Annotated in this window: 18 protein-coding genes; 14 read left to right on the top strand and 4 right to left on the bottom strand. The window is 62.7% G+C overall.

Annotated elements, in window-relative coordinates; all coding sequences use genetic code 11:
• Window positions 1–7 precede the first annotated feature (7 nt).
• From trpD to serA, 4 genes are all read left to right on the top strand, one after another.
• The gene (gene trpD / locus LPW11_RS17145; protein WP_230995096.1) at window positions 8–1066 is read left to right on the top strand and encodes an anthranilate phosphoribosyltransferase; all 1059 of its coding nucleotides are present in this window, start codon (window positions 8–10) and stop codon (window positions 1064–1066) included.
• Window positions 1067–1175: 109 nt separating this feature from the next.
• Entirely contained in the window at window positions 1176–1976 is an 801-nt protein-coding gene (gene trpC, locus LPW11_RS17150) for an indole-3-glycerol phosphate synthase TrpC (protein WP_230995097.1), read from the top strand.
• An 80-nt stretch (window positions 1977–2056) separates the two neighbouring features.
• Entirely contained in the window at window positions 2057–2671 is a 615-nt protein-coding gene (locus LPW11_RS17155; protein WP_230995098.1) for a phosphoribosylanthranilate isomerase, read from the top strand.
• Window positions 2672–2753: 82 nt separating this feature from the next.
• Window positions 2754–4349, top strand: coding sequence for a phosphoglycerate dehydrogenase (gene serA, locus LPW11_RS17160; protein WP_230995099.1), 1596 nt, complete (start codon window positions 2754–2756; stop codon window positions 4347–4349).
• Window positions 4350–4642: 293 nt separating this feature from the next.
• On the opposite strand, the gene LPW11_RS17165 is transcribed toward serA, so the two are convergent.
• The 4 genes from LPW11_RS17165 to LPW11_RS17180 all read right to left on the bottom strand — a co-directional run bounded on the left by LPW11_RS17165 (window position 4643) and on the right by LPW11_RS17180 (window position 8595).
• Entirely contained in the window at window positions 4643–5707 is a 1065-nt protein-coding gene (locus LPW11_RS17165; RefSeq protein WP_230995100.1) for a 3-deoxy-7-phosphoheptulonate synthase, read from the bottom strand.
• A gap of 131 nt (window positions 5708–5838) precedes the next feature.
• Window positions 5839–6462 carry an isochorismatase family protein gene (locus LPW11_RS17170; protein WP_331001573.1) on the bottom strand — a complete coding sequence of 208 codons (624 nt, stop codon included), beginning with the start codon at window positions 6460–6462 and terminating at the stop codon, window positions 5839–5841.
• 12 nt (window positions 6463–6474) lie between these two features.
• Window positions 6475–7899, bottom strand: coding sequence for a nicotinate phosphoribosyltransferase (locus LPW11_RS17175; protein WP_230998311.1), 1425 nt, complete (start codon window positions 7897–7899; stop codon window positions 6475–6477).
• A 135-nt stretch (window positions 7900–8034) separates the two neighbouring features.
• Window positions 8035–8595, bottom strand: coding sequence for a tetratricopeptide repeat protein (locus tag LPW11_RS17180; protein ID WP_230995101.1), 561 nt, complete (start codon window positions 8593–8595; stop codon window positions 8035–8037).
• Between the two features lie 1040 nt (window positions 8596–9635).
• Between LPW11_RS17180 and rfbB the strand changes: the two genes are divergently transcribed.
• From rfbB to LPW11_RS17230, 10 genes are all read left to right on the top strand, one after another.
• The gene (gene rfbB / locus LPW11_RS17185; RefSeq protein WP_230995102.1) at window positions 9636–10739 is read left to right on the top strand and encodes a dTDP-glucose 4,6-dehydratase; all 1104 of its coding nucleotides are present in this window, start codon (window positions 9636–9638) and stop codon (window positions 10737–10739) included.
• An 86-nt stretch (window positions 10740–10825) separates the two neighbouring features.
• Window positions 10826–11371, top strand: coding sequence for a dTDP-4-dehydrorhamnose 3,5-epimerase (gene rfbC / locus LPW11_RS17190; protein ID WP_230995103.1), 546 nt, complete (start codon window positions 10826–10828; stop codon window positions 11369–11371).
• A 98-nt stretch (window positions 11372–11469) separates the two neighbouring features.
• Window positions 11470–12465 (top strand): sugar nucleotidyltransferase, encoded by a 996-nt coding sequence (locus tag LPW11_RS17195; RefSeq protein ID WP_230995104.1) that lies wholly within the window; start codon window positions 11470–11472, stop codon window positions 12463–12465.
• 217 nt (window positions 12466–12682) lie between these two features.
• Entirely contained in the window at window positions 12683–13084 is a 402-nt protein-coding gene (locus tag LPW11_RS17200; protein WP_230995105.1) for a response regulator, read from the top strand.
• A gap of 46 nt (window positions 13085–13130) precedes the next feature.
• Window positions 13131–13817, top strand: coding sequence for a type 1 glutamine amidotransferase (locus tag LPW11_RS17205; RefSeq protein WP_230995106.1), 687 nt, complete (start codon window positions 13131–13133; stop codon window positions 13815–13817).
• 126 nt (window positions 13818–13943) lie between these two features.
• The gene (locus LPW11_RS17210) at window positions 13944–16373 is read left to right on the top strand and encodes a hybrid sensor histidine kinase/response regulator (RefSeq protein WP_230995107.1); all 2430 of its coding nucleotides are present in this window, start codon (window positions 13944–13946) and stop codon (window positions 16371–16373) included.
• Window positions 16367–18544 (top strand): two-component system response regulator, encoded by a 2178-nt coding sequence (locus LPW11_RS17215; protein WP_230995108.1) that lies wholly within the window; start codon window positions 16367–16369, stop codon window positions 18542–18544. The genes LPW11_RS17210 and LPW11_RS17215 overlap by 7 nt, the downstream gene beginning before the upstream one ends.
• A 310-nt stretch (window positions 18545–18854) precedes the next feature.
• Window positions 18855–19193: a P-II family nitrogen regulator gene (locus tag LPW11_RS17220; protein ID WP_230995109.1), complete on the top strand. Its 339-nt coding sequence runs from the start codon at window positions 18855–18857 to the stop codon at window positions 19191–19193.
• 30 nt (window positions 19194–19223) lie between these two features.
• Entirely contained in the window at window positions 19224–20762 is a 1539-nt protein-coding gene (locus tag LPW11_RS17225; protein ID WP_331001574.1) for an ammonium transporter, read from the top strand.
• A 239-nt stretch (window positions 20763–21001) separates the two neighbouring features.
• Complete coding sequence (locus LPW11_RS17230) at window positions 21002–22162, top strand: Na+/H+ antiporter NhaA (RefSeq protein ID WP_230998313.1); 1161 nt, start codon at window positions 21002–21004, stop codon at window positions 22160–22162.
• The last annotated feature ends 7 nt before the right edge of the window (window positions 22163–22169 follow it).

Below are 22169 nucleotides of genomic sequence, written 5' to 3' on the forward strand. Positions count from 1 at the left end.
GAATGCAATGATCAAGAGGGCGATTGCCAAGGTTGTAGAGAGAGGGGACCTCAGCGAGGCTGAGATGATCGACGTGATGGACCAGGTCATGTCCGGGGGGGCGACCCCCGCCCAGATCGCGGCCTTCATCACCGCACTCCGCATGAAAGGTGAGACGGTCGACGAAATTACGGGCGCGGCGCGCGTAATGCGCGACAGGGTGACGCCGATCCGGGTGGGGAAGAAGGTGCTCGACCTCGACCGCGACGACATCAACCTGGACCAGGAGACGATCCTCGACACCTGCGGCACCGGCGGTTCCGGAACGAACAGCTTCAACATCTCCACCACCGTCGCCTTTGTCATCTCCGCCTGCGGCGTCAGGGTGGCAAAGCACGGCAACCGCTCCGTATCCTCATCGTGCGGCAGCGCGGACGTCCTGGAGGCGCTCGGGGTGAACCTGAACGTGACTCCGGGGATGGTGGAGCGCTGCATAGACGAGATCGGCATCGGCTTTCTCTTCGCCCCCGCCCTGCACGGCGCCATGAAGCACGCCATCGGTCCGCGCAGGGAGATCGGTGTCCGTACCATCTTCAATATCCTCGGTCCCCTCACGAACCCCGCCGCCGCCGACTGCCAGGTCCTCGGTGTATATCGGGAAGACCTGGTGGAAAAGCTCGCGCACGTGCTGCAAAGGCTCGGATGCCGCAGGGGGTTCGTGGTCTGCGGCAACGACGGCATGGACGAGATCACCCTCACCGGTGCCACCCGCGTCGCGGAGGTGAGTCCCGAGGGGGTGGCAACCTCGTCCGTCTCCCCGGAGGAATACGGCTTTTCCCGCTGCTCCATGGCAGAGCTGCGCGGCGGCGACGCCAGGGGGAACGCCCTCATTGTGCGCGGTGTCCTCGGTGGGGAGAAGGGACCGAAGAGGGACGTGGTGCTGATAAATGCGGCATACGGCCTCGTGGCGGCCGGGAAAGCAGCCGATGTGCGGGGTGGCGTCGAGATGGCCGCCGAGGCGATAGACTCCGGCCGGGCGATCGCTCAGCTCGAAAAGCTGGTGACGCTCACCAACGAAGTGGAGTAGCAGGACCTTATAATTCAAGACCTGACCCCGGGGTCAGGTCTTGAATTTTGGCCTCTTTCCCAGGATCGGCACGAACGCTGGCAGGTCGAACAAGTCAAAGGAAGGTTGCATGACAGAAATACCGGATATCCTCAAGAAGATCGTCTCCCGCAAAAAGGAGGAACTCGCCGGGGTGAAGTCGAAGACCCCGCTGAGCGAGGTCCGGGCGAGGGCGGCGGAAGTCCAGGACGCCCCCCGCGGCTTTATCGCGGCGCTGGAGAGCTCCCGCAACGGTGGGCGCACTGCCATCATCTCGGAGGTGAAAAAGGGCTCACCGTCGAAGGGGATCATCCGGGCGGACTTCGACCCGGTGGGGATCGCGCAGCTCTACGAGGCAAATGGTGCGAGCTGTCTCTCGGTTCTCACCGAGAAGGACTTCTTTCTCGGCGACCTCGCCTACCTGCGGCAGATCCGCCAGCGGGTGAGCCTCCCCCTGCTGCGCAAGGACTTCCTTTTCGACCCGTACCAGGTGTACGAGGCTAAAGTGGCCGGGGCCGATGCAATCCTCCTCATCGCCGCGATGCTCGAGCTTTCCCAACTGGAGGACCTGAAGGGGTACGCCGGGGAGCTCGGCCTTGACGTCCTTCTCGAGGTGCACGACGAGAGGGAGCTGGAGATGGCGCTGGAAACCGGCTGCCGTCTCATCGGGATCAACAATCGCAACCTGCGCACCTTCGTGGTGGACATCTCCCTCTCGGAGCGTCTCGCGCGCCTCATCCCGGAGGGGCACACCATTGTCGCCGAAAGCGGCATCACCAGAAGAGAGGAGATCGTGCACCTTCAGGAGTGCGGAATCGCGGCTTTCCTGATCGGCGAATCGCTGATGCGGGAGGCGGACATAGGCGCCAAGCTGCGGGAGCTTGCCGGATAGACTCCGCCCCGAAAAGGTGAGAGAATCTTAGAAGTCCTTGATCTCGTTGAGGTCCCTCGGCGTCTGACAGGTATACAGAAATGACAAAGGTAAAGATCTGCGGTATAACCAGCGTCGAGGATGCACTCATCGCCGTCGAGGCGGGTGCGGATGCGCTCGGTTTCGTCTTCTTCGAAAAATCCCCGCGCAATCTCGACCCGTCGCGGGCAGCTCAGATCATCGCGACCATCCCCCCCTTCGTGCAGGCAGTCGGACTCTTCGTCAACGCCCCGCTCGATTTCGTCAACACCACGGCAGAACAATGCGGCCTTGACCTCGTCCAGTTACATGGCGACGAGAGCCCGGATTATTGTCTTTCGGTTTCCAGAAGGGTCATAAAGGTGTTCCGGGTGAAGGGGGCGGAGAGCCTCGCGTCACTAACGTCGTACCGCGTGGCGGGGTATCTGCTCGACGCCTGGTCCCCACATCTTTACGGCGGCACCGGCGAGACCTTCGACTGGGATTGCGTCAGCGCCGCGAAAAAGGCGGGGCCGGTGATACTCGCGGGGGGACTCACCCCGGAGAATGTGGCGAGCGCCGTCGCCCATGTTTCCCCCTATGCCGTCGATGTCTCCAGCGGCGTCGAGTCTGCACCCGGACGGAAAGATCACGAGAAGGTGCGCCGGTTCATCAGGGAAGCAAAAAAAGTTTCGTAAGACGTTCCACCCTCCGATGGCGGAGGGCGTAGAGCGTAAAACGGCCCCTCGGAAGGGGGGACCGTCAATAAAAGGAGCAGGAATGAAGATTATCGTTACCGACGAGGTTGCCCAGGAAGGTTTGGATCTATTGAAGCAGGACCCGCGCATCCAGCTCGATGTGAAGCTGGGGCTGAAGACGGAGGAACTGCACTCCATTATCGGCGACTACGATGTCATCATCACCAGAAGCGGCACGACGGTGGACAAGCCGCTCCTCGACGCCGGGAAGAACCTGAAGATGGTGGCGAGGGCCGGTGTGGGGGTCGACAACGTCGACGTGGACTACGCCAGCACCAAAGGGGTCATCGTGGTAAACGCGCCGCTTGGCAACACCAACAGCGCCGCAGAGCACGCAATGGCCCTTTTGCTTTCCCTGTGCCGCAACATCGTCCCGGCCAACGACTGCCTCAAGGGGGGCGCCTGGAAGCGCGCACCTTTCACCGGGTATGAGCTGAAAGGGAAGACCGCAGGCGTTATCGGCCTCGGCAAGGTAGGGGGGCGTGTCGCCACCCGCCTGAAAGCGTTCGAGTGCGACGTGGTCGCGTACGACCCGTACATCGCGGAGAAGAGGGCGCACGACCTCGGGGTGAAGCTCGTCTCCCTGGCGGAGCTCATCAAGGTAAGCGACATCGTCACCTTCCATACCCCTCTCACCGAAGAGACCCGCGACATGATCGGCAAGAAGGAACTGGCAGGCATGAAGGACGGCGTCATCATCGTGAACGCCGCCCGCGGCGGGATCGTGAACGAGGAGGCGATGCTGGAGGCGCTGGAATCGGGGAAGGTCGTAGGGGCCGCCTTCGACGTGTGGAGCCAGGAGCCGCCGAACACCGACGTGCTGAAGCGCCTGATCGCCAACGACAAGCTCATCGTAACGCCGCACCTCGGCGCCAACACCTTCGAGGCGCAGGTGAACGTATCGGTGGACGTCGCGAAGGAGATCCTGCAGTACCTGAACGAGCAGCCGCTGGAGAACGCGCTGAACATCCCCAGGTTCGACCCGTCCCTCATGGACCAGATGCGCCCCTTCCTGAAGCTTGTGCAGGTCCTCGCGGACTTCAGCATCCAGCTGGTGGAGAGCCACCTCAACAAGATCACCTTTACCTACTCCGGCGCCATCGCGCACCACGACTGCACCCCGCTCACCGTCACCGGACTTGCTTCGCTGCTGAACCGCAAGGTGAACCAGGACGTCAACATGGTGAACGCGCAGCTTGTGGCGAGCCAGATGGGTATCGTGGTGGACGAGCTCAGGAGCTCGCAGCATGAGTCGTTTGCCAACGTCATCACCGTGACGATCGAAGGGGCAGGGGAGCGCCGCATCGTTTCCGGGACTCTCTTCGAAGGGGTGCCGCGCATCATCAGGCTGCGCGACTACCAGATGGACTTCCGTCCGGAAGAGCACATGCTGCTCCTGGCCTACGCCGATCGCCCCGGGATGATCGGGAAGATCGGTACCATCCTCGGCGCGGCCGACATCAACATAGGCGCCATGAACCTCGGGCGCAGGGAGAAGAAAGGGGAGGCGATGGTTATCCTCTCCGTCGACTCCCCGGTGCCGTCGGCAGTCGCCGAAGAAGTGCAGGCCGCCACCGACGCCGCCTTCATCAAGGCGCTGCACATCACCACGCTGTAGTCGTCTTCTTATTTGGAGCAAAAGGAAAGGCCCTTGGCAGGTGTATGCCAAGGGCCTTTTTATAAGGAGGCTATGGGGGCGAGGCTCTCTGCTCAACAAGGAAACTGGCTCAACGTGCTCGTTCCCAAGGTCCTCCTTGGGAACGCACTTGGGCGCAAAGCTCAAGCTTTGCATCCGCCTCAGCGGATACCGTGCAAAGCACGGCCTTGGCGAGGAGGACCCTCGCGCGCAACTCCGTTCCCAATCCGGAGCTTGGGAACGAGCTTCGAGAAGGGTGTTGAGGGCGCGCCTGCCTACCCCAGCTGCCTTCCGCCGCACGCCTTCAGCCTCTGGTGTGCTTCCCGCAGCATCTGCTCCGTGGCTTCCCACCCGATGCAACTGTCGGTTACCGAAACGCCGTATTTCAGGGTCGTCCTGTCCTTCGCCAGTGGCTGGTTGCCCGGCTCGAGGTAGCTCTCGATCATGACCCCGGAGATGGAGCGGTTTCCTGCCGCGATCTGGTCCACGACGCTCTGCATGACCCCCGGCTGCTTGTTGTAATCCTTCTCGGAGTTCCCGTGGCTGCAGTCGACCATGACGGTCGGGTTGAGCCCGGCGCGCAGGAGCATCTCTTCCGCTTTCCTTATGTCTTCGGGGCTGTAGTTCGGCTTCTTCCCCCCCCGCAGCACCATGTGCACGTCAGGGTTCCCCTGTGTCTGGACGATGGAGGTGAGCCCCTCACGGTTGATCCCCAGGAATGAGTGGGGATGCTGCGCCGCCTTCATGGCGTCGATGGCGATCTGCAGGTTCCCGTCCGTGCCGTTTTTGAAGCCGATGGGGAAGGAGAGGCCGCTCGCCATCTCCCGATGCGTCTGCGACTCGGTGGTACGCGCGCCTATGGCGCCCCAGGAGAGGAGGTCCGCCTGGTACTCGGGGGTGATGGGGTCGAGCATCTCCGTCGCCACCGGCAGCCCCATCTCGGTCACCTTGCACAGCAGCGCGCGGGCGATGCCGAGCCCCTTGGAGATGAGGTGGGTGCCGTCCATGTCGGGATCGTTGATGAGCCCCTTCCACCCGATGGTGGTGCGCGGCTTCTCGAAATACACCCTCATGATCAGGAGGAGTTCCTCCCCGACCTCCTGCGACAGGGTGGCAAGGCGCCTTGCGTACTCCATCGCCCCTTGAGGGTCGTGAATGGAGCAGGGGCCGACTACTACCATGAGGCGGCGATCCTCGCCCCGCAAAATCCGCGTGATCGCTTCACGGCTCCTGCTGACGCAGGCTCCCGATTCGGCAGAAACGGGGAATACCTGCCTCAGATCGGCCGGCGCGATTATCGGTGTGATGCTCTTGATCTTCAGGTTGTTGGTCTTGATCATCGACTGCTCCTGGGCGTGGGCTCTTTGACGGCGGCTAATCTAGCCTTTTTCCTCACCGATGTCAAAGGTTTACAGCTCCAGGAGCGTTATTTTGCCGGAGAAACAGCGCCCGCTGGCGCGGTGGGCGCCACTCATTTTTTCCACAGCGATTGCCGCACTTCCTCCAGCGTGGCAAGCCGTGCCCCGCGCATCTGCATGGCATCGAGGGCAGCGGCGCAATCCCCCTCCTTCAGATCGATTCCGGCGATGGCGTCGGCAAGGACCGTCACCTCAAACCCCAGCTGCAGCGCGCCGAGCGTTGTCTCCTTCACGCAGTAGTCGGTGGCGAGCCCGCCGAGATAGATCCGGTCAAGCTCCATCCGTTGCAGGAGCATCGGGAGCGGGGTCCCGTTCTCGGTGACCCCCTGCAGAGCGGAGTAGCCGTCTTCCCAGGGGGTGTGCCCCTTGGAGATGACGATCGTCCCGGGAGGGAGGACGAGGTCGGGGTGGAATCGTGCCCCTTCGCTCTCCTGCACGCAGTGTATCGGCCACACGCCGCCAAACTCCCTGAAGTGGGATGTGCGCTGCGGGTGCCAGTCCCTGGTGGCGAAGATCGGGCATCCCCTCTCGGCAAAGAGGGTGATGTAGCTATTCAGTACCGGTACGATGCGGTCCCCCTCCGGGACCGAAAGCGCCCCGCCGGGGCAGAAATCGACCTGGACGTCCACCACGATCAGGGCACCCCTCCTGCGCAACGAAGCTTCCGCTCTTGTCACCTTGTCACCCCCTCACAGCTTGCTCTGAATCTCTTCGATCAGCCTAAGCCTCAGCGCGCTGAGGCCGGGGCTGATGGAAACCTTGTACACGTGCGGGTTTATGAGCCGGTCAGTGCCGGCGGGCAAAAACTTCTCCTGTACGGCCCAGGTTTCCGCTGCGCTCTCCAGGCTCGCCGGCGGTGCGCATCTTTTCCCCCGCTCCATCACCGGTGCGCGCAGGTCGACGAGGCGGGCGTCGAGGGGGATAGCCTTGTACCTCAAAGGATTCGTCGGGTCGAACACGATCGTCCCGGGGCTCAGTCTTTCGCCGTCAAGGACTATCACATCCTGTATGAAGGTGCCGTCGGGGGCGATCGCCCTCAGAAGCCTCTTCTTGTCCGGCAACGTTGCCTTCGCGACGTCGCTGGTGACCTTCAGCCTCGGGCGGCCATCCAGGCGGACGAGCTTGTACACTCCACCGAGCGCTCCCCCCCCTTCGCCGCAGCAGGTGGCGAGCCGCGTCCCGACCCCGTAGATGTCCACTCTCCCGCCGTCCTTTCGGACCGACTCGATGACGAATTCGTCCAGTTCGTTGGAGGCGACGATCTTCACCTGCGGGAATCCCGCCCGGTCCAGTACGGCGCGGGCCTCGCGGGAGAGAAAGGCGAGGTCGCCGGAATCGATGCGCACCCCCGCCAGTTCGTGCCCCTGGGCCCGGAGCTCGGCCGCCACCTTCACGGCATTCGGGATCCCGCTTTTCAGGGTGTCGTAGGTGTCGACGAGCAAGGTGCAGTTGTCGGGGAAGTGGCGGGCGTAGCTGCGGAAGGCGGAAAGCTCATCGGGAAAGGCCATGATCCAGCTGTGGGCGTGGGTGCCACGAACGGGGATCCCGAATTCCTTCGCGGCGAGAACGTTGCTGGTGCTGCGCACTCCGCCGACATATGCGCCGCGCGCGACTGAAAGCGCTCCATCCGGACCGTGAGCACGACGCAGTCCGAATTCGAGTACGGCGGCCCCTTGGGCAGCGCGGTTTATGCGCGCGGCCTTCGTGGCTACCAGAGTCTGGAAGTTGAGGATATTGAGAAGCGCCGTCTCGACAAATTGCGCCTCCGCGAGTCCCCCCTCCACGGTCAGGAGCGGCTCACCGGCAAAGACGGCGCTCCCCTCCGGAGGGGCGATGACGGTGCCGCGGAAGCGGAATCCTTTCAGATAGGAAATGAAGGCGGGTTTAAAGAGGTCGAGCCTTTCCAGGTAGCGCAGCTCGTCGTCGTCGAAGGCGAGGTTCTCCAGGTAGGAGAGGGCGGTATCCAGCCCCGCGAAGACGGCGTAGCCGCCGTTGAACGGGTTGTGGCGGAAGAAGAGGTCGAAGACGGCGGGAACCTCCTCCATCCCCTCTTCAAGATACCCCGCCACCATGGTGAGTTCATATAGGTCTGTGAGAAGTGGTGAGTAGCGCATGGCACCCCCGGAGGCGCTGCCGTGACGGTAGGGGGAAAGAGGGTGGAGCCGCGCGGCGCGCCGCAACCAGTCTACCACAGAAGCGCCTCCACACCCTTTCCCGATACGCTCCGGGGGCGCCGTGGTGAGGAGGTGCTACTCCTTGTGGTCGATGGCCTTCAGCAGGCGTCCGGCGAGGATCGGGTCGACGTCGCGCAGCAGGGCGTACTCGGTGAGCGCGCTCGTCCTCTCTCCGAGAAGGAGGAAGGCGAGGCCCCGCTTGTAGCGCGCGTTGGCATCCTGAGGCTGCAGCTCGAGCAGGGTGCCGAAGGTCTCGATGGAGCGCCTGAACTGTCCCGCCCGGAAATACACCTCGCCGAGGTTCGAGTACCCGAGGCTCAGGTCCGGGCTGAGCTTCAGGGAGCGCTCCAGTGCGTGGATGGCGCCGGGGTAATCTCCCGCCAGCGCGAGGTCGGTTCCGAAATTGAGCCAGCAAAGCGGGTTGCGAGGTTCTATCGAAAGGGCCATGCGGAAGGCCTCGGCGGCTTCCGGGTACATCCCTGCACTGTTCAGCGCAAGCCCGGAGAGATACCAGTCGGAGGCATCCCAGTACTCCTCTTGCTGCAGGACAGGATGGCTCGCCTGGCCCACTCCCGGAAACGCTTGCGTGGCCGGGACCATGGCGACAAAAAGGAGCGTCACCCACGGACGTTTCATCTCTTCTCTCCTTCGGCAGTGCGGTAGATTTACCTGCTTTAATTCTAGCATCCTTTTTCTTCACGGTCCTGTTGAAGTGTGCGGTCGTAAGGGACTGAAAGTTCATGGTTTGGGAGTTCGAGAGTGGGGTGGATCCGAGCGGGAAAGATGATGCTGATGAAACAGGAAGGAGTGTGCCGTCTCTGCTCCCGAAGCGGTACCAGAAGCGAAGTTGTGAGTGCTGAAAGGTGTGCCTGTTTTTTGTGCAGAATGCTACATGGTGCGCCTCTGGGCTACCCGGAGGGGATGATCACGCGTTTCCCACAGAGTTTTCCACAGCTTTTGTGGAAGAATCGAGCAACATGACAGGTTCGAGCGTGTAAGGTGCTGGAAATGTTACTATAAGCCGCGGTGGATAAATCGGGTACACCAGACAAAAAAAGACCCGTGACGGCCATTTCACGGGTCTTTTTCTTGTAGGCGTTATTTCGGAGGACTTTGTGCACCTGCGGTGAACTTCATCGTTCCGAAATAACGCCAGTCTTTTGGTGCTCCGGTATACCGTAGCGGGTGTTGGGGTAGCTGACCTCTGCTGCAACATTGCCCGTGAAGATGCTTTAGGCTTCCCTTTGGGTGCTAAGGGCTTGCTCACCACATCTGTACTCGGGAGACTTTCGGAAGAAAAGGTAGTCAGGGACCCAACCGATCGTTACTTGTATGCCAGAGCGCGTATCGCATGTTGCCATGCTTGGGAGTCATTCTAGCAGAGGCATAAATAGTGTCAACGGTAAAATGAGTATTTTTTTACCTTGAGTGTAAAGGAAGTGTAAAACCTTTTTAATTCCATTCGGAAGGGTTGGGGGGGAAGTGCGCGGGGCGGGAACCCTTCGTTTTTGCAGTCGAATTCCGGTCGGCTCCCCCTCTGCTGTCTACTATTTGTTTGACTTCACAGGGGGTGAAATGGTAATGAGTGAAGCCGCCGATTCCCATTAGAAGCGTCGACTCATACTGTTATGACCGCCCTGAGCAAGGGGCTCAGTAGTAAGCATCATGGAGGTGCAATGAATATCCTGGTAACCGGTGGCTGCGGCTTCATCGGCTCGAACTTCGTCCGCCTCTTGCTGGAAAGCGACCGGTCCTTCCGCCTTGTCAATCTGGACAAACTCACCTACGCCGGAAACCTCGGCAATCTCGCCGACCTCTCCGGCGACCCCCGCTACCGCTTCGTGAAGGGCGATATCTGCGACAGGGAAGTGGTCGACCGGATCATCGCAGAAGAGTCGATCGACAGGATCGTGCACTTTGCCGCCGAATCGCATGTGGACCGTTCCATCGACGGTCCCGCCGAGTTTGTGCGCACAAACGTGGTCGGCACCTTCACCCTCCTCGAGGCGGCCCGCAGCGCGTGGCTTGGCGGCGGGAAGGACGCCGGGGAGCGCCGCTTCCTGCACGTCTCCACCGACGAGGTCTACGGCTCCCTCGGGGAGACCGGGTATTTCACCGAGACCACCCCCTACGATCCGAGATCCCCTTACTCCGCCAGCAAGGCGTCCTCGGACCACCTGGTGAGCGCCTACTGCCATACCTACGCCCTTCCGGTCCTGATCACCAACTGCTCCAACAATTATGGGCCGCACCACTTCCCTGAGAAGCTCATCCCCCTCATCATCCTCAATGCCCTGAAGGGGCAGGAACTTCCCGTCTACGGCGACGGCAGCAACGTGCGCGACTGGCTCTACGTCGCCGATCACTGCCGCGCCATCCTCACGGTGCTGGAGCGCGGTGTCGTCGGCGAGACGTACAACATTGGCGGGAACAGCGAGAAACGGAATCTGGAGGTCGTCGAGACGGTGTGCGACATCCTGGACGAGGTCGCCCCCCCGCTGTCGGGAAACGCGCCGCGCCGCTCCCTGATCCGCTTCGTGAAGGACCGCCCCGGGCATGACCAGCGCTATGCCATCGACGCCGGTAAGATCCGGAACGATCTCGGGTGGACCCCTGAGGTGACCTTCGAGGAGGGGATCAGGCGCACCATCGACTGGTACCTCGCCAACCCCGAGTGGAGTGCCGCGATACTGAGCGGCAGCTACCAGGACTACTACAGCTCCATGTACAGCGAGCGGCTGCAGGAGAGGGGAGGGGAGTCAGCTGCGCCGGCGGGGTGAGGCCTCTCCCGCCGCGGCTGAAAGGGCGCTCCCCGAGGGCGGCGCCCGTCCACTATTGAAAAGTTTCCGCTTCGTGTGAGGGTGCGATGAAAGTTATAGCCACAGATATTCCCGACGTCCTGATCGTGGAGCCGCGAGTCTTCGGCGACGAGCGCGGCTATTTTTATGAGAGCTTCAACCAGCGTACCTGGGAGGAGCTGACCGGGCTGAAAACGGACTTCGTGCAGGACAACCATTCCCGCTCCACCAAAAACGTGCTGCGCGGCCTGCATTACCAGATCGAGCACTCCCAGGGGAAGCTCGTGCGCGCCACCCTCGGAGAGGTGTACGACGTGGCCGTCGATATCCGCCGCAGCTCCCCCACCTTCGGGAAGTGGGTGGGGGTGGTTCTCTCCGCCGAAAACAAGCGGCAGCTCTGGGTGCCACAGGGGTTCGCCCACGGATTCGTGGTACTTTCCGACGTCGCGGAGTTCCTTTACAAGACCACCGACTACTGGTTCGTGGAGCACGAGCGGACGATCATCTGGAACGACCCGGAGCTGGGGATCGAATGGCCCCTGGCGGGGGAGCCCGTTCTTGCGAAGAAGGACGCTGCCGGTCTCCCCTTCCGTGCTGCGGAGACTTACCCCTGATCGGTGGTAAGCGTCGGCGCCGCCCCCGCTGCTCCACAACGCGCTGAACCGATCCATTTCGTTGCACGCAGATGTTCACCCACTGTGAAGGAAAGCACATGAAGATCATTCTGCCGGTCGCCGGCAAAGGCACCAGGCTTCGCCCCCACACCCACACGAAAGCAAAGTCGCTGGTCCGCGTCGCAGGAAAGACGGTACTGGAACACATCGTCAGCCGCCTCCTGCCGCTGGAGCCGGAAGAGCTCATCTTCATCGTCGACGAGAACGGCAGCCAGATAAGCGATTTCATGGAGGAGAAGTTTTCCGCCGCCACCTGCCGCTACGTGGTTCAGCAAGAACGGAAGGGACCGGCCCACGCGGTGCATCTGGCCGCTCCCTTCGTCGCCCCCGGGGATGATCTTCTGGTCGTCTTCAACGACACCATCTTCGTCGCCGACCTTACCCTCATACCCTCCCTCTGCCGCGACTGCGACGGCCTGATATATTCGAAGGAGGTCGAGGACTACCAGCGTTTCGGCGTGAACGTGCTGCAGGAGGAGTTCATCGTCAACATGGTGGAGAAGCCGGAAACCCCCGTTTCGCGCCTTGCCCAGGTCGGCCTCTACTATCTGAAGGACGCCGCCTCCTTCATGGCTTTCCTTGCCGAGACAATCGCCGCGGGGGACATGGTGAAGGGGGAATTCTACCTCCCCTCCGTGTTCATGCGCATGATCGGCGCCGGGAGGAAGTTCAGGGCACCGGAGATCGATGCCTGGCTCGACTGCGGAAAACCGGAGACGCTCCTGGAGACGAACCGTTATCTCCTCGCAGGGTGGCACAGCTCCGAGGGGGAGGTGGTGAACTCCGTCCTCATCGAGCCGGTGCACGTGGAGAAGGGTGCGGTGGTACGCGATAGCATCATCGGGCCGCACGTCTCCATCGCGGCGGGAAGCGTCGTGGAGCACTCCATCATCCGGGAGTCGATCGTCAACAGCAACAGCGAGGTGCGCAACATGGTGCTGCACGATTCCATCCTCGGGGATGCAATCCAGCTTACCGGCTCCTCTCGCCGCCTCAATGTCGGGGACCACTCCATCATCGACATGCACGGCTAAAACCTCCAGCGCACGCGCCGGGGGGGAGAGGGGGGAGGAAGATTTTAATCCGATCCGCAGAATTCTCCCTACGCTATAAAGTAAAATGGAACGGCTGCCGATGAGCATGTGCAGGGACCCCCTCTTCAGGGGAACCGGAGGGTGCTTCCTTTTCAGAACCTTCCGCAGCATCTGTTTTTGATGGCGGCCCCAGTGGGCGCAATATTCGGAGGCAGGAATGGGTGTGGCGCTAAAGGATATACGGATACTTGTTGTAGATGACGAGCTCTTCTTCCGTCGGGTTCTCACCGACATGCTCACGAAGATGGGATTCACCGTCGTTGCGGAGGCTGCGGACGGCAACGAGGCAGTGGCAAAATTTCGCCAGTTTCGCCCGCACGTGACGATCATGGACATATATATGCCGGAGAAGAACGGGATCGAGGCGACGAGGGAGATGATCGCCCTGAACAGGAACGCCGCAGTCCTCGTATGCAGCGCCTCAGATTTCGACAGCGATACCCAGGCGGCCATCGACGTCGGTGCCAGGGGAACACTCATGAAGCCGTTCGCGCCGAAGGAAGTGTACCAGGGGATCGTAAAGGCACTCACCACGAAGAGGGAGTCCCCCTCGGGGTAGCCCCCCGGCAACGGCCTCCCCTCCATCGACAGCCAGAGTGAGCCTCATGTTCGCCATCATTCAGAACGACCCCGAAGTACCTGCCGGTTCCTGCACCGATCTGCTGCGCGCGGCAGGGGCGGAGGGGCGCACCTTCCTCCCCTGCGACAACGACCCCCTCCCGGACCCCGCCTCCCTCGGCGGCATCATCGTCCTCGGCGGAACGATGGGGGTGCACGAAAGGGAGGAATTTCCCTACCTCTCAGAGGTGGAGTCCTTCATGAAGGGGGCGTTGCGGCTCCGGGTCCCCCTGCTGGGGATCTGCCTCGGCGGCCAGCTCCTGGCGCACGCCTCCGGCGGCTCGGTCACCCCTCGTTCCCCCCACGGCGAGAAAGGTATCTGCCAGGTCTCCCTTACCTCCGGAGGGTGCGCCGACCCCCTCTTCTCCGGCGTTCCAGCGACCTTCACGACCTTCCAGTGGCACTACGACAGCTTCCTCCCTCCGGCAGGGGCGACACTTCTTGCGTCGTCTTCCCGCTGCCCGTGGCAGGCCTTCCGCTGCTGCGACCATGCCTACGGGGTGCAGTTCCACCCGGAGGTCGACCGCGCCATCGTCTCCGGGTGGAGCTCGCCGTCCGGGGAGGCCCCCGCGATCGTTTCATCCTTTGATGCCGCCCGTCCGGTCTTCGAGGCGCACAACCACACCATCCTCTCCAATTTCATCCGCATCGCCATCAACGCCCGCCGTCCTTGAAATCCTGAGTCACTATTGTAAAGTTCTAATCGTGCGCCCGGGACCCCTGGAAAGCTCCCCTTTTTTTTCCTACTTTCGGGCACTTTGTTCATTTTTCTAACGCTTGGCTTGCTGCAGGGGGGGTGTGTGATAACTCGATCCTCAATGCTCCTTGTGCTACTTGCCGAGTTGCTCGGCGTCGCCTTCCTGCTCAGGTTCATCTCCGCGAAGCTGCAGAGACGGCTCCTCGACCCGGTCAGGGCGCTCGTGCAGCGTATGGAGATAGTGGCCGGAGGGAAGGGGGGAGGGAGCGCGGAGGCCCCCCGCGGCTATGATGAGCTCACCCTGCTCCTGACTCGCCTGGAAGGGATCATCACCGGGCTCGCCGACGGTCAGGCCGCCATGGCGCAGCGCAGCGAGGAGCTCGAAGGGACCGTGGCGGAAAGGACGGAGGAGCTCTCCGCGGTGAACCGCCAGCTTGCCGAGAGCCTCGAGGAGGTGCGGACGGCGATGCAGCAGGCGCAGGCCCTCAGCCGCACCAAGTCCGACTTCCTCGCCCAGATGAGCCACGAGATCCGCACGCCGATGTACGCGGTGCTGGGGATGACCGAGCTTCTCATGAATACCGAGCTCTCCGCCGAGCAGTCCCGTTTCGTGGAAACGGTGCGCCGCTCCGGAGAGGCCCTCCTCACCATCATCAATAACATCCTCGATATATCGAAAATAGAAGCCGGAAAGATGGAGCTGGAGATCATCCCCTTCGACCTCGGGGAGACGGTCGCAGACGCGGTGCAGCTCTTTTGCGAGGACGCCCAGAAGAAGGGGCTGGTTCTCTCCTACCACCTGGACCCTGCGCTCCCGCGCTCTTTCTGCGGCGATGCCGGGCGGCTCAGGCAGGTCCTGGTGAACCTGGTTGCAAACGCGGTGAAGTTCACCCACCAGGGGAAGGTGGATGTTCTGGTTGCTCCTGCGCCGGAGGCGGGACTCGTCCTCTTCCAGGTGCGCGACTCCGGGATCGGCATCGAGCGCGAGGTACAGGCATCGATCTTCGACCACTTCTCACAGGCCGACCAGTCCATGACCCGCCGCTACGGGGGGACCGGCCTCGGTCTTGCCATCGCACGCCAGCTGACGGAGCTCATGGGGGGTGAGATCGGCGTGGAGAGCGAGCCGGGGCAGGGATCGACCTTCTTCTTCACCGCTCACCTGGAGCCGGTCTCGGAGTGCCACCCCGCGTCACTGGACGCCGAGTCCTCCCTCGTGGGGAAGCGGCTTCTGATAGTCGGCGGGGACGGGAGCCAGCGCGAAGTCCTCCTGCGGCAGGCGGCCGTGTGGGGGATGGAGGCGGACGCTGCCAAGTCTTCTTCCCAGGCGCTGCGCATGATCGGCAGCGCGCCGTACGACCTGGCCATCCTGGACGAGGAGGGGCCGGAGGGGGGCGGCATCACCCTTGCCCGCGCCATCAGCAACCACCCAGCCGGCCGCTGGGTGCGGCTCGTTCTTCTCACCCCCGCCGGGGGCGCCCCGGACGCCGAGATCCTCAATGGCGCCGGCATCGTCTCCTCCCTTCAGAAGCCGGTGCAGCAGGGGGCGCTGTACGAGGCGCTCGTGTGCGCGCTCGGTATGGAGCTTCCCGCCGGATGGGGGGGGGAGGGGAAGATGAGTGCTTCCCTCTCCTCACCCCTTGTCCTCGTCGTGGAGGACAACGAGGTGAACCAGGAGGTCGGGCGGGGGATGCTGGAGAGCCTCGGGTGCCGGGTTGAGATCGCTGAAAACGGGATCAAGGCGATAGAGGCGGTGCAGCAGAAGGAGTACGATCTCGTCTTCATGGACTGCCAGATGCCGGAGATGGACGGGCTGGAGGCGACGCGCACGATCCGCAGCTGGGAGAAGGGGCGTCGCACCACCATCATCTCCCTTACCGCCTACGCCATGCAGGGTGACAAGGAGCGCTGCCTCGCCGCCGGTGCCGACGACTATCTCACCAAGCCGTTCTCCAGATCGGAGCTCTCCCGTCTCCTGGCCAAATACCTGAACGGCGAGCATACCGCAGGGGGGGAGCGCCCTCCGGCACACGAGGCAGGGCTCAAAGCTCCCACCTCTCGGAACGATGCCGGGGCAGGGACGATCGGAGCTGGAGCTCCGGCCGCACCACCCCCCGCCGCGACCGCGGGTCTGGATCCGCACTCCACCATTCCGATCGCCGCCCGGGAGCACGTGGACCCGTCCATACCTTCCTCGGCTCCCGCACTGGAGATTATCAAGACGCTCCCCGGAAAGCGTGGTATGGAGATCCTCAGGAAGGTGGTGCAACTCTACCTCGACAGTACCCCTACCTTGCTGGAGACGCTGCGTGAAGCGCAATCGGGAGGGGACGCGGAAAAACTGAAGGCCGCGGCACACAGCTTCAAGTCGAGCAGCGCCAACCTCGGTGCGGTCCGCCTTGCTGGCGCCTGCAGCGACCTTGAGGCCCTCGGGCGTGCCGGCTCGACCCAGGGGGCCTTGCCTCTGCTCATGAGGGTGGAAGAGGAGTATCTCGCAGTGCGGGATGCCCTTTCGGGAGGGAGCTTATGCTGACGCGGAAGGTGAAGAGGAGCACCCCCCTGGTCATGGTCGTCGACGACGATGCCGCGGTACGCCTCCTGGCGCGAGAAACGCTGGAGCACTCGGGGTACGCCGTGGTGGAGATGCAAAGCGGCAAGGATGGGCTGAACGCCTTCGAGGAGGTGAGGCCCGACATCGTTCTCCTCGACGTCATGATGCCCGGCGGCGTGGACGGTTTCGGCGTCTGCGGTGCGATCCGCCGCTCCCGCAGCGGCTGCGACACCCCCATTCTCATGATGACCGGGCTGGACGATCTCGAATCGATCAACCGCGCCTACCAGGTCGGCGCCACCGATTTCATTACCAAGCCGATTAACTGGTTCATCCTGAGCTACCGGGTAAGCTACATGCTGCGCTCCTCGAAGGCCATGGAGGAGTTGCGGGAGAGCAGGGCAGGGCTCGCCCACGCCCAGAGCCTGGCCCACATAGGGAGCTGGGAATGGGACCTCGCCAGCGGAGAGATCCGCTGCTCCGACGAGGTGTACAACATCTGCTGTGCCGGAGACGAGCGGAGCAGGAACCCCATTCTGGAGTCGGTGCACAAGCTCGACCGCGAGTTTGTGGAGAGCTCCATCAACCAGACGCTGGAGAGGAAGGCCCCCACGAGCTTCGACTTTCGCGTGCTCCTGGCCGGCTCGGTGGAGCGCACGCTGCACGCGGAGCTCGTGCCGGTCCTCGACGAGCACTCCGTGCCGGTCCTTCTGACAGGGACGGTGCAGGACATAACGGAGCGCAAGCGTGCCGAGGAGCAGATCCGGCAGCTCGCCTACTACGATGCCCTTACCGGGCTGCCGAACCGGCGCTTCTTCCTGCAGCAGCTGGAGCAGGCACTGCACCATGCGAACAGGCACGACAAGATGCTCGCCGTACTCTTCCTGGACCTGGACCGCTTCAAGCGGGTGAATGACACGCTCGGCCACGGCGTGGGGGACAAGCTCCTGCAGGACGTCGCCGACCGCCTCCTGCGGTGCGTGCGCAAGAGCGACATCCTCGCCGTGAACGAGGAGGACCGGGCCCAGTCGGGAGGCCCCCCCTCCCTGGTGTCCCGCCTCGGCGGCGACGAATTCACCATCCTTCTCTCCGACATCAATCACTTTCAGGATGTGGCGAAGGTGGCCCGGCGCATCCTGGAGGCGGTGGCCATGCCCTTCCTTCTCGACGGGCAGGAAATCTTCATCTCCACCAGCATAGGAATAAGTCTCTACCCCTTCGACGCCTGCAACGCGGGAGACCTGATCAGGAACGCCGACGGGGCGATGTACCAGGCGAAAGAGCAGGGGAGAAACGGCTACCAGATCTACGACGAGTCGATGAACGCGAAGGCGCTGGAGAGGATCATCCTGGAGAGCCAGCTGCACCGCGCCCTGAAGGAAGAGGAATTCACCGTCTACTATCAGCCCCAGGTCTCAAGCGTCACCGGACGCGTCGTCGGTCTGGAGGCGCTGGTACGCTGGCAGAGCAAGGAGCGCGGCATGGTGGAGCCCGGCCGCTTCCTGCCTCTTGCAGAGGAAACGGGGCTGGTCGTGCCGCTCGACGAATGGGTCATGGAGCGCGCCTGCCGCCAGCACAAGAGCTGGATGGACGCGGGACTCCCCCCTGTGACGCTGGCGGTGAATATCTCCGGGCAGCATTTTGCGAAGAACGACCTCCTGGACACCGTCTTGCGCGTCATCCAGACCACCGGAATGGAGCCGACCCTCCTGGAGCTTGAGCTCACCGAGGGGGTGCTGATGGCGCACACCGAGAAGACGATCGCCACCCTCCTTGCCCTGAAGGAGCGCGGGGTGCGCCTCGCCATCGACGACTTCGGCACCGGCTTCTCCTCTCTTTCCTATCTGAAGCGCTTCCCCCTGGACGTCCTGAAGATAGACCGCACCTTCATAAAGGACATCATCACCGATCCCGACGACGCGGCGATCACCCGCGCCACCATCGAAATGGCCCACACCATGAAGCTCCAGGTCATCGCCGAGGGGGTGGAGACGGAGGCGCAGCTCGAGTTTTTGCGCATCAACCGCTGCGACGTCTACCAGGGATACCTCTTCAGCCGGCCGGTCCCCCCCGGTGACATCCCCCCCATGCTGGCGAACTACCAGGACCACTGCGGCAACGACCTGCAGGAGATCTGCACCAGCGTCGCCTGACCTCCCTATCCGGAAGGACTTCATTCCCCCCTCCAGAGGAGGGGGGCCCTCCCTTTGATCTTCCTGTGTCCCTGACAGGTACTCCTGCCGTCTCTCTTCTCCTCCATCCGCAAATTCTGTGGCTGAAAATCCCGCTGACCTCGTTTCCGGTGCCTCCATTTTGTGCGCCTTGCCTAAACAGGCGGCAGCGGGTGGTGCTCTCAGTGATGTAACTGCAGGCATTTGCTGCTTTTTCAGGGTTGGTATCAATGCTGCAATATGGTGTGCAAGATCTTCGTTTCACAACAAAAAACAGGAGGAGGGGTAAGCAATGAAGCTTATAGAGGCGATTATCAAGCCGTTCAAGCTTGATGAGGTGAAGGACTCCCTGAATGCCATAGGGATCGAGGGGATCACCGTAACCGAAGTCAAAGGTTTCGGTCGGCAGAAAGGGCACACGGAGCTTTACCGGGGAGCGGAATACGTCGTCGACTTTATTCCGAAGGTAAAGCTGGAGATCGCTGTGAGCGACGAGCTGGTGCCGAAGGTTGTAGAGGCGATCGAGCAGACGGCAAAGACGGGGAGGATCGGGGATGGAAAGATCTTCATCTTCTCACTTGAGGAAGCCGTACGGATCAGAACCGGTGAAAAAGGCGAAGAAGCCATCTAATCGACCAAATCTAAAAAGTGGAGAATGAAAATGATACGAAGAAGTGTCTCTAAATTGGCTAAGACAGCTGCGTCCGGGCGCAGCGCATCTTCCTCCTTCCGTACCGTCGGACTTTCCCTTGCCAAGCTCGTCCTCGCCGCGAGTCTCCTCGCGGCTCCTGTAGCCGTCCTTGCCGAAGAGCAGGGCGCGCCGGCCGCAACTGCTACCGCCCCCGCCGCGACCGCCCCGGCGGCCACCGCTGCCCCGGCTGCCGCTGCACCGGCTGCAGCCGCCGCTCCGGCCGAGAAGCCGAAAAACGTGGACCCGGTGCTCAATACCGGCGACACCGCATGGATGCTCATCTCCACCGCGCTCGTCCTCTTCATGATTCCCGGCCTCGCGCTCTTCTACGGCGGCATGGTCCGCTCCAAAAACGTCCTCTCCACCATGATGCACTCCTTCGTGGCGATGGGGATCGTCGGGGTGCAGTGGGCGGTGCTCGGCTACTCCCTCGCCTTCGGCGCCGATGCAGGGCACGGCCTCATCGGTGACTTGAGCAAGGTCCTCCTGCACGGCCTGATCACCTTCAAGGACGGCAACCCTGTCTTCACCCTCTTCCAGAATGTCCCCACAGAAACCGGCTCCATCCCCGAATACGTCTTCGCCATGTACCAGTGCATGTTCGCCATGATCACGGTGGCGCTGATCTCCGGCGCCCTCGCCGAGCGTGTGAAGTTCTCCGCCTACTGCGTCTTCGTTCTCCTGTGGACGACCCTGGTGTACGATCCGCTCGCTCACTGGGTCTGGATGGTGGACGGCTGGCTCTTCAAGAAGGGGGCGCTCGACTTCGCAGGCGGTACCGTCGTTCACCTCTCCTCCGGTATCTCCGCCCTTGCGTTCCTCCTCTTCCTCGGCAAGCGCCGCGGCTTCCCCACGGAGCGGATGGCTCCGCACAGCCTGCCGCTGACACTCGCCGGCGTCGGCATCCTCTGGTTCGGCTGGTTCGGCTTCAACGCAGGTTCGGCCATCGTCGGGGTGAACTGCGCTGATGCGGCAGGGGGGCTCGCCGGCCTCGCCCTCACCACCACGACGATTGCACCGGCTGCTGCCGGCCTCTCCTGGATGTTCGCCGAGTGGATCCACGCAGGGAAGCCTTCCGCCCTCGGCTTTGGCTCCGGCGTCGTGGCGGGCCTCGTTATCATCACACCTGCAGCCGGTTTCGTACAGCCGGGTGCCGCGATCCTCATGGGGCTCATCGGCGGCGTGGTCTGCTACGGCGGCGTGATGCTGAAAGCGAAGCTGAAATACGACGACTCCCTCGATGCCTTCGGCGTCCACGGCGTAGGTGGCACCACCGGCGCCATCCTGACCGGCGTCTTCGCCACCGTCGGCGCTACCGGGCTCCTCTCCGGCAACATGGGGCAGTTCGTCACCCAGCTGATTGCGGTTGCCGCAGCAGGGGCCTACGCAGTCATCGTCACCCTGGCGATCTGCTTCGCTCTCGACAAGATCATGGGGCTCAGGGTCGAGAAGGAAGACGAGATCATCGGCCTCGACCAGACGCAGCACTCCGAGACCGCCTACAACTAGAGGGTTGCACAAAAATGGAATAGGGCGGGGAGGGGCAATTGTTGCCCCTCCCCGCCTTTTTGTGGAAAGCCTTCGAACAGCATGAAAAATGAGGCGTCCAAAGCCGCTTGACACCTTTGTCCCCTCTCATCTAGAATCCTTCCCCTTGCGACCCGTCCGTGCCTTACTTGCGAGTGGCACTTCTCCGATGGCTCTGACGCGAACCCACCGACCTACAACGACCTGAGGCTACCATGCGAGTGGGCAAGCATCTGAATCTTCTGCGCGAGTTTTCCATCCCCCTCCTTTCAGGGGTGGCGCTCGCCCTTTTCTGGGCGAACCTTTACCCCGAGTCTTACCACCATTTCGTGCATGCCCCGCGTTTTCTCCGCTTCGACCTGCACTTTCTTACCAACGACCTCTTTATGGTCCTCTTCTTCGGTATCGCTGCGGCGGAAATCACGGAGAGTTGCCTGCCGGGGGGGGACCTCAATCCTCCGAGGAAGGCGCTGAACGCCTTGGCCGCGACCGCGGGAGGGGTGATCGGCCCCGCCGTCGTGTACCTTGCGCTGAACGCCGTATTCGGTTCGCCGCTGCTGGTGAAAGGGTGGGGCATTCCGACCGCCACCGACATCGCCCTCGCGTGGCTCGTGGCGCGCGCGATATTCGGGCGCCATCACCCGGCGGTGGCCTTCCTCCTCCTGCTGGCGATCGCCGACGACGCCATCGGGCTTATCATCATCGCCCTTTTCTACCCCAATCCGCATCAGCCGCCGGAGCCGGTGTGGCTCCTTCTCATCCCCTGCGGGATGATCTTCGCCTGGCTCGTGCGCCGGGCGCGCGTCCAGTGGTACATGCCGTACCTGGTCGTCGGCGGCTGTGCATGCTGGACCGGGCTATACCTCGGCAATCTCCACCCGGCTCTCGCCCTTGCCTGCGTCGTCCCCTTCCTTCCCCACGCGACGCGGGAACGGGCGCATCTTTTCGAGGAGGACGAGCGGGAGGACTCGCCGCTGGCGCGGTTCGTGCGGCACTGGCGCCTTCCCGTGGACTTCGGGATGTTCCTCTTCGGGCTCGTTAATGCCGGAGTCCTTTTCTCGGGGGTCTCCGTAGTGACATGGCTTGTCTTTCTTGGCCTCCTGGTCGGTAAGACGGGCGGCATTGTCACCGCGAGCCTCGTCGCCGGGCGTCTTGGCTGGACGCGGCCGCGCGGCATGGGGAGGCTCGACCTGGTCCTCGTGGCGCTGATAGCAGGCATAGGGTTCACCGTTTCCCTCTTCATCGCGGGGGAGGCCTTCGCAGATCCGCTCCTGCAGGAAGGGGCGAAGATGGGGGCGCTCTTCAGCATTGCCATAGCGATCCCGGCGTTTGCGGTAGCCCGGCTGTGCAAGGTCAGGCGGCGAGGGGTCGGGAAATTTTGACGTGAGC

The organism is Geomonas sp. RF6, assembly GCF_021044625.1.
Taxonomy (GTDB): Bacteria; Desulfobacterota; Desulfuromonadia; order Geobacterales; family Geobacteraceae; genus RF6.

What these genes read in the sequence shown, in the direction of transcription:
- trpD (WP_230995096.1), top strand. Translation starts at nt 8, where the DNA reads ATGATCAAGAGGGCGATTGCCAAGGTTGTAGAGAGAGGGGACCTCAGC.
- trpC (WP_230995097.1), top strand. Translation starts at nt 1,176, where the DNA reads ATGACAGAAATACCGGATATCCTCAAGAAGATCGTCTCCCGCAAAAAG.
- LPW11_RS17155 (WP_230995098.1), top strand. Translation starts at nt 2,057, where the DNA reads ATGACAAAGGTAAAGATCTGCGGTATAACCAGCGTCGAGGATGCACTC.
- serA (WP_230995099.1), top strand. Translation starts at nt 2,754, where the DNA reads ATGAAGATTATCGTTACCGACGAGGTTGCCCAGGAAGGTTTGGATCTA.
- LPW11_RS17165 (WP_230995100.1), bottom strand. Translation starts at nt 5,707, where the DNA reads ATGATCAAGACCAACAACCTGAAGATCAAGAGCATCACACCGATAATC.
- LPW11_RS17175 (WP_230998311.1), bottom strand. Translation starts at nt 7,899, where the DNA reads ATGCGCTACTCACCACTTCTCACAGACCTATATGAACTCACCATGGTG.
- LPW11_RS17180 (WP_230995101.1), bottom strand. Translation starts at nt 8,595, where the DNA reads ATGAAACGTCCGTGGGTGACGCTCCTTTTTGTCGCCATGGTCCCGGCC.
- rfbB (WP_230995102.1), top strand. Translation starts at nt 9,636, where the DNA reads ATGAATATCCTGGTAACCGGTGGCTGCGGCTTCATCGGCTCGAACTTC.
- rfbC (WP_230995103.1), top strand. Translation starts at nt 10,826, where the DNA reads ATGAAAGTTATAGCCACAGATATTCCCGACGTCCTGATCGTGGAGCCG.
- LPW11_RS17195 (WP_230995104.1), top strand. Translation starts at nt 11,470, where the DNA reads ATGAAGATCATTCTGCCGGTCGCCGGCAAAGGCACCAGGCTTCGCCCC.
- LPW11_RS17200 (WP_230995105.1), top strand. Translation starts at nt 12,683, where the DNA reads ATGGGTGTGGCGCTAAAGGATATACGGATACTTGTTGTAGATGACGAG.
- LPW11_RS17205 (WP_230995106.1), top strand. Translation starts at nt 13,131, where the DNA reads ATGTTCGCCATCATTCAGAACGACCCCGAAGTACCTGCCGGTTCCTGC.
- LPW11_RS17215 (WP_230995108.1), top strand. Translation starts at nt 16,367, where the DNA reads ATGCTGACGCGGAAGGTGAAGAGGAGCACCCCCCTGGTCATGGTCGTC.
- LPW11_RS17220 (WP_230995109.1), top strand. Translation starts at nt 18,855, where the DNA reads ATGAAGCTTATAGAGGCGATTATCAAGCCGTTCAAGCTTGATGAGGTG.
- LPW11_RS17225 (WP_331001574.1), top strand. Translation starts at nt 19,224, where the DNA reads ATGATACGAAGAAGTGTCTCTAAATTGGCTAAGACAGCTGCGTCCGGG.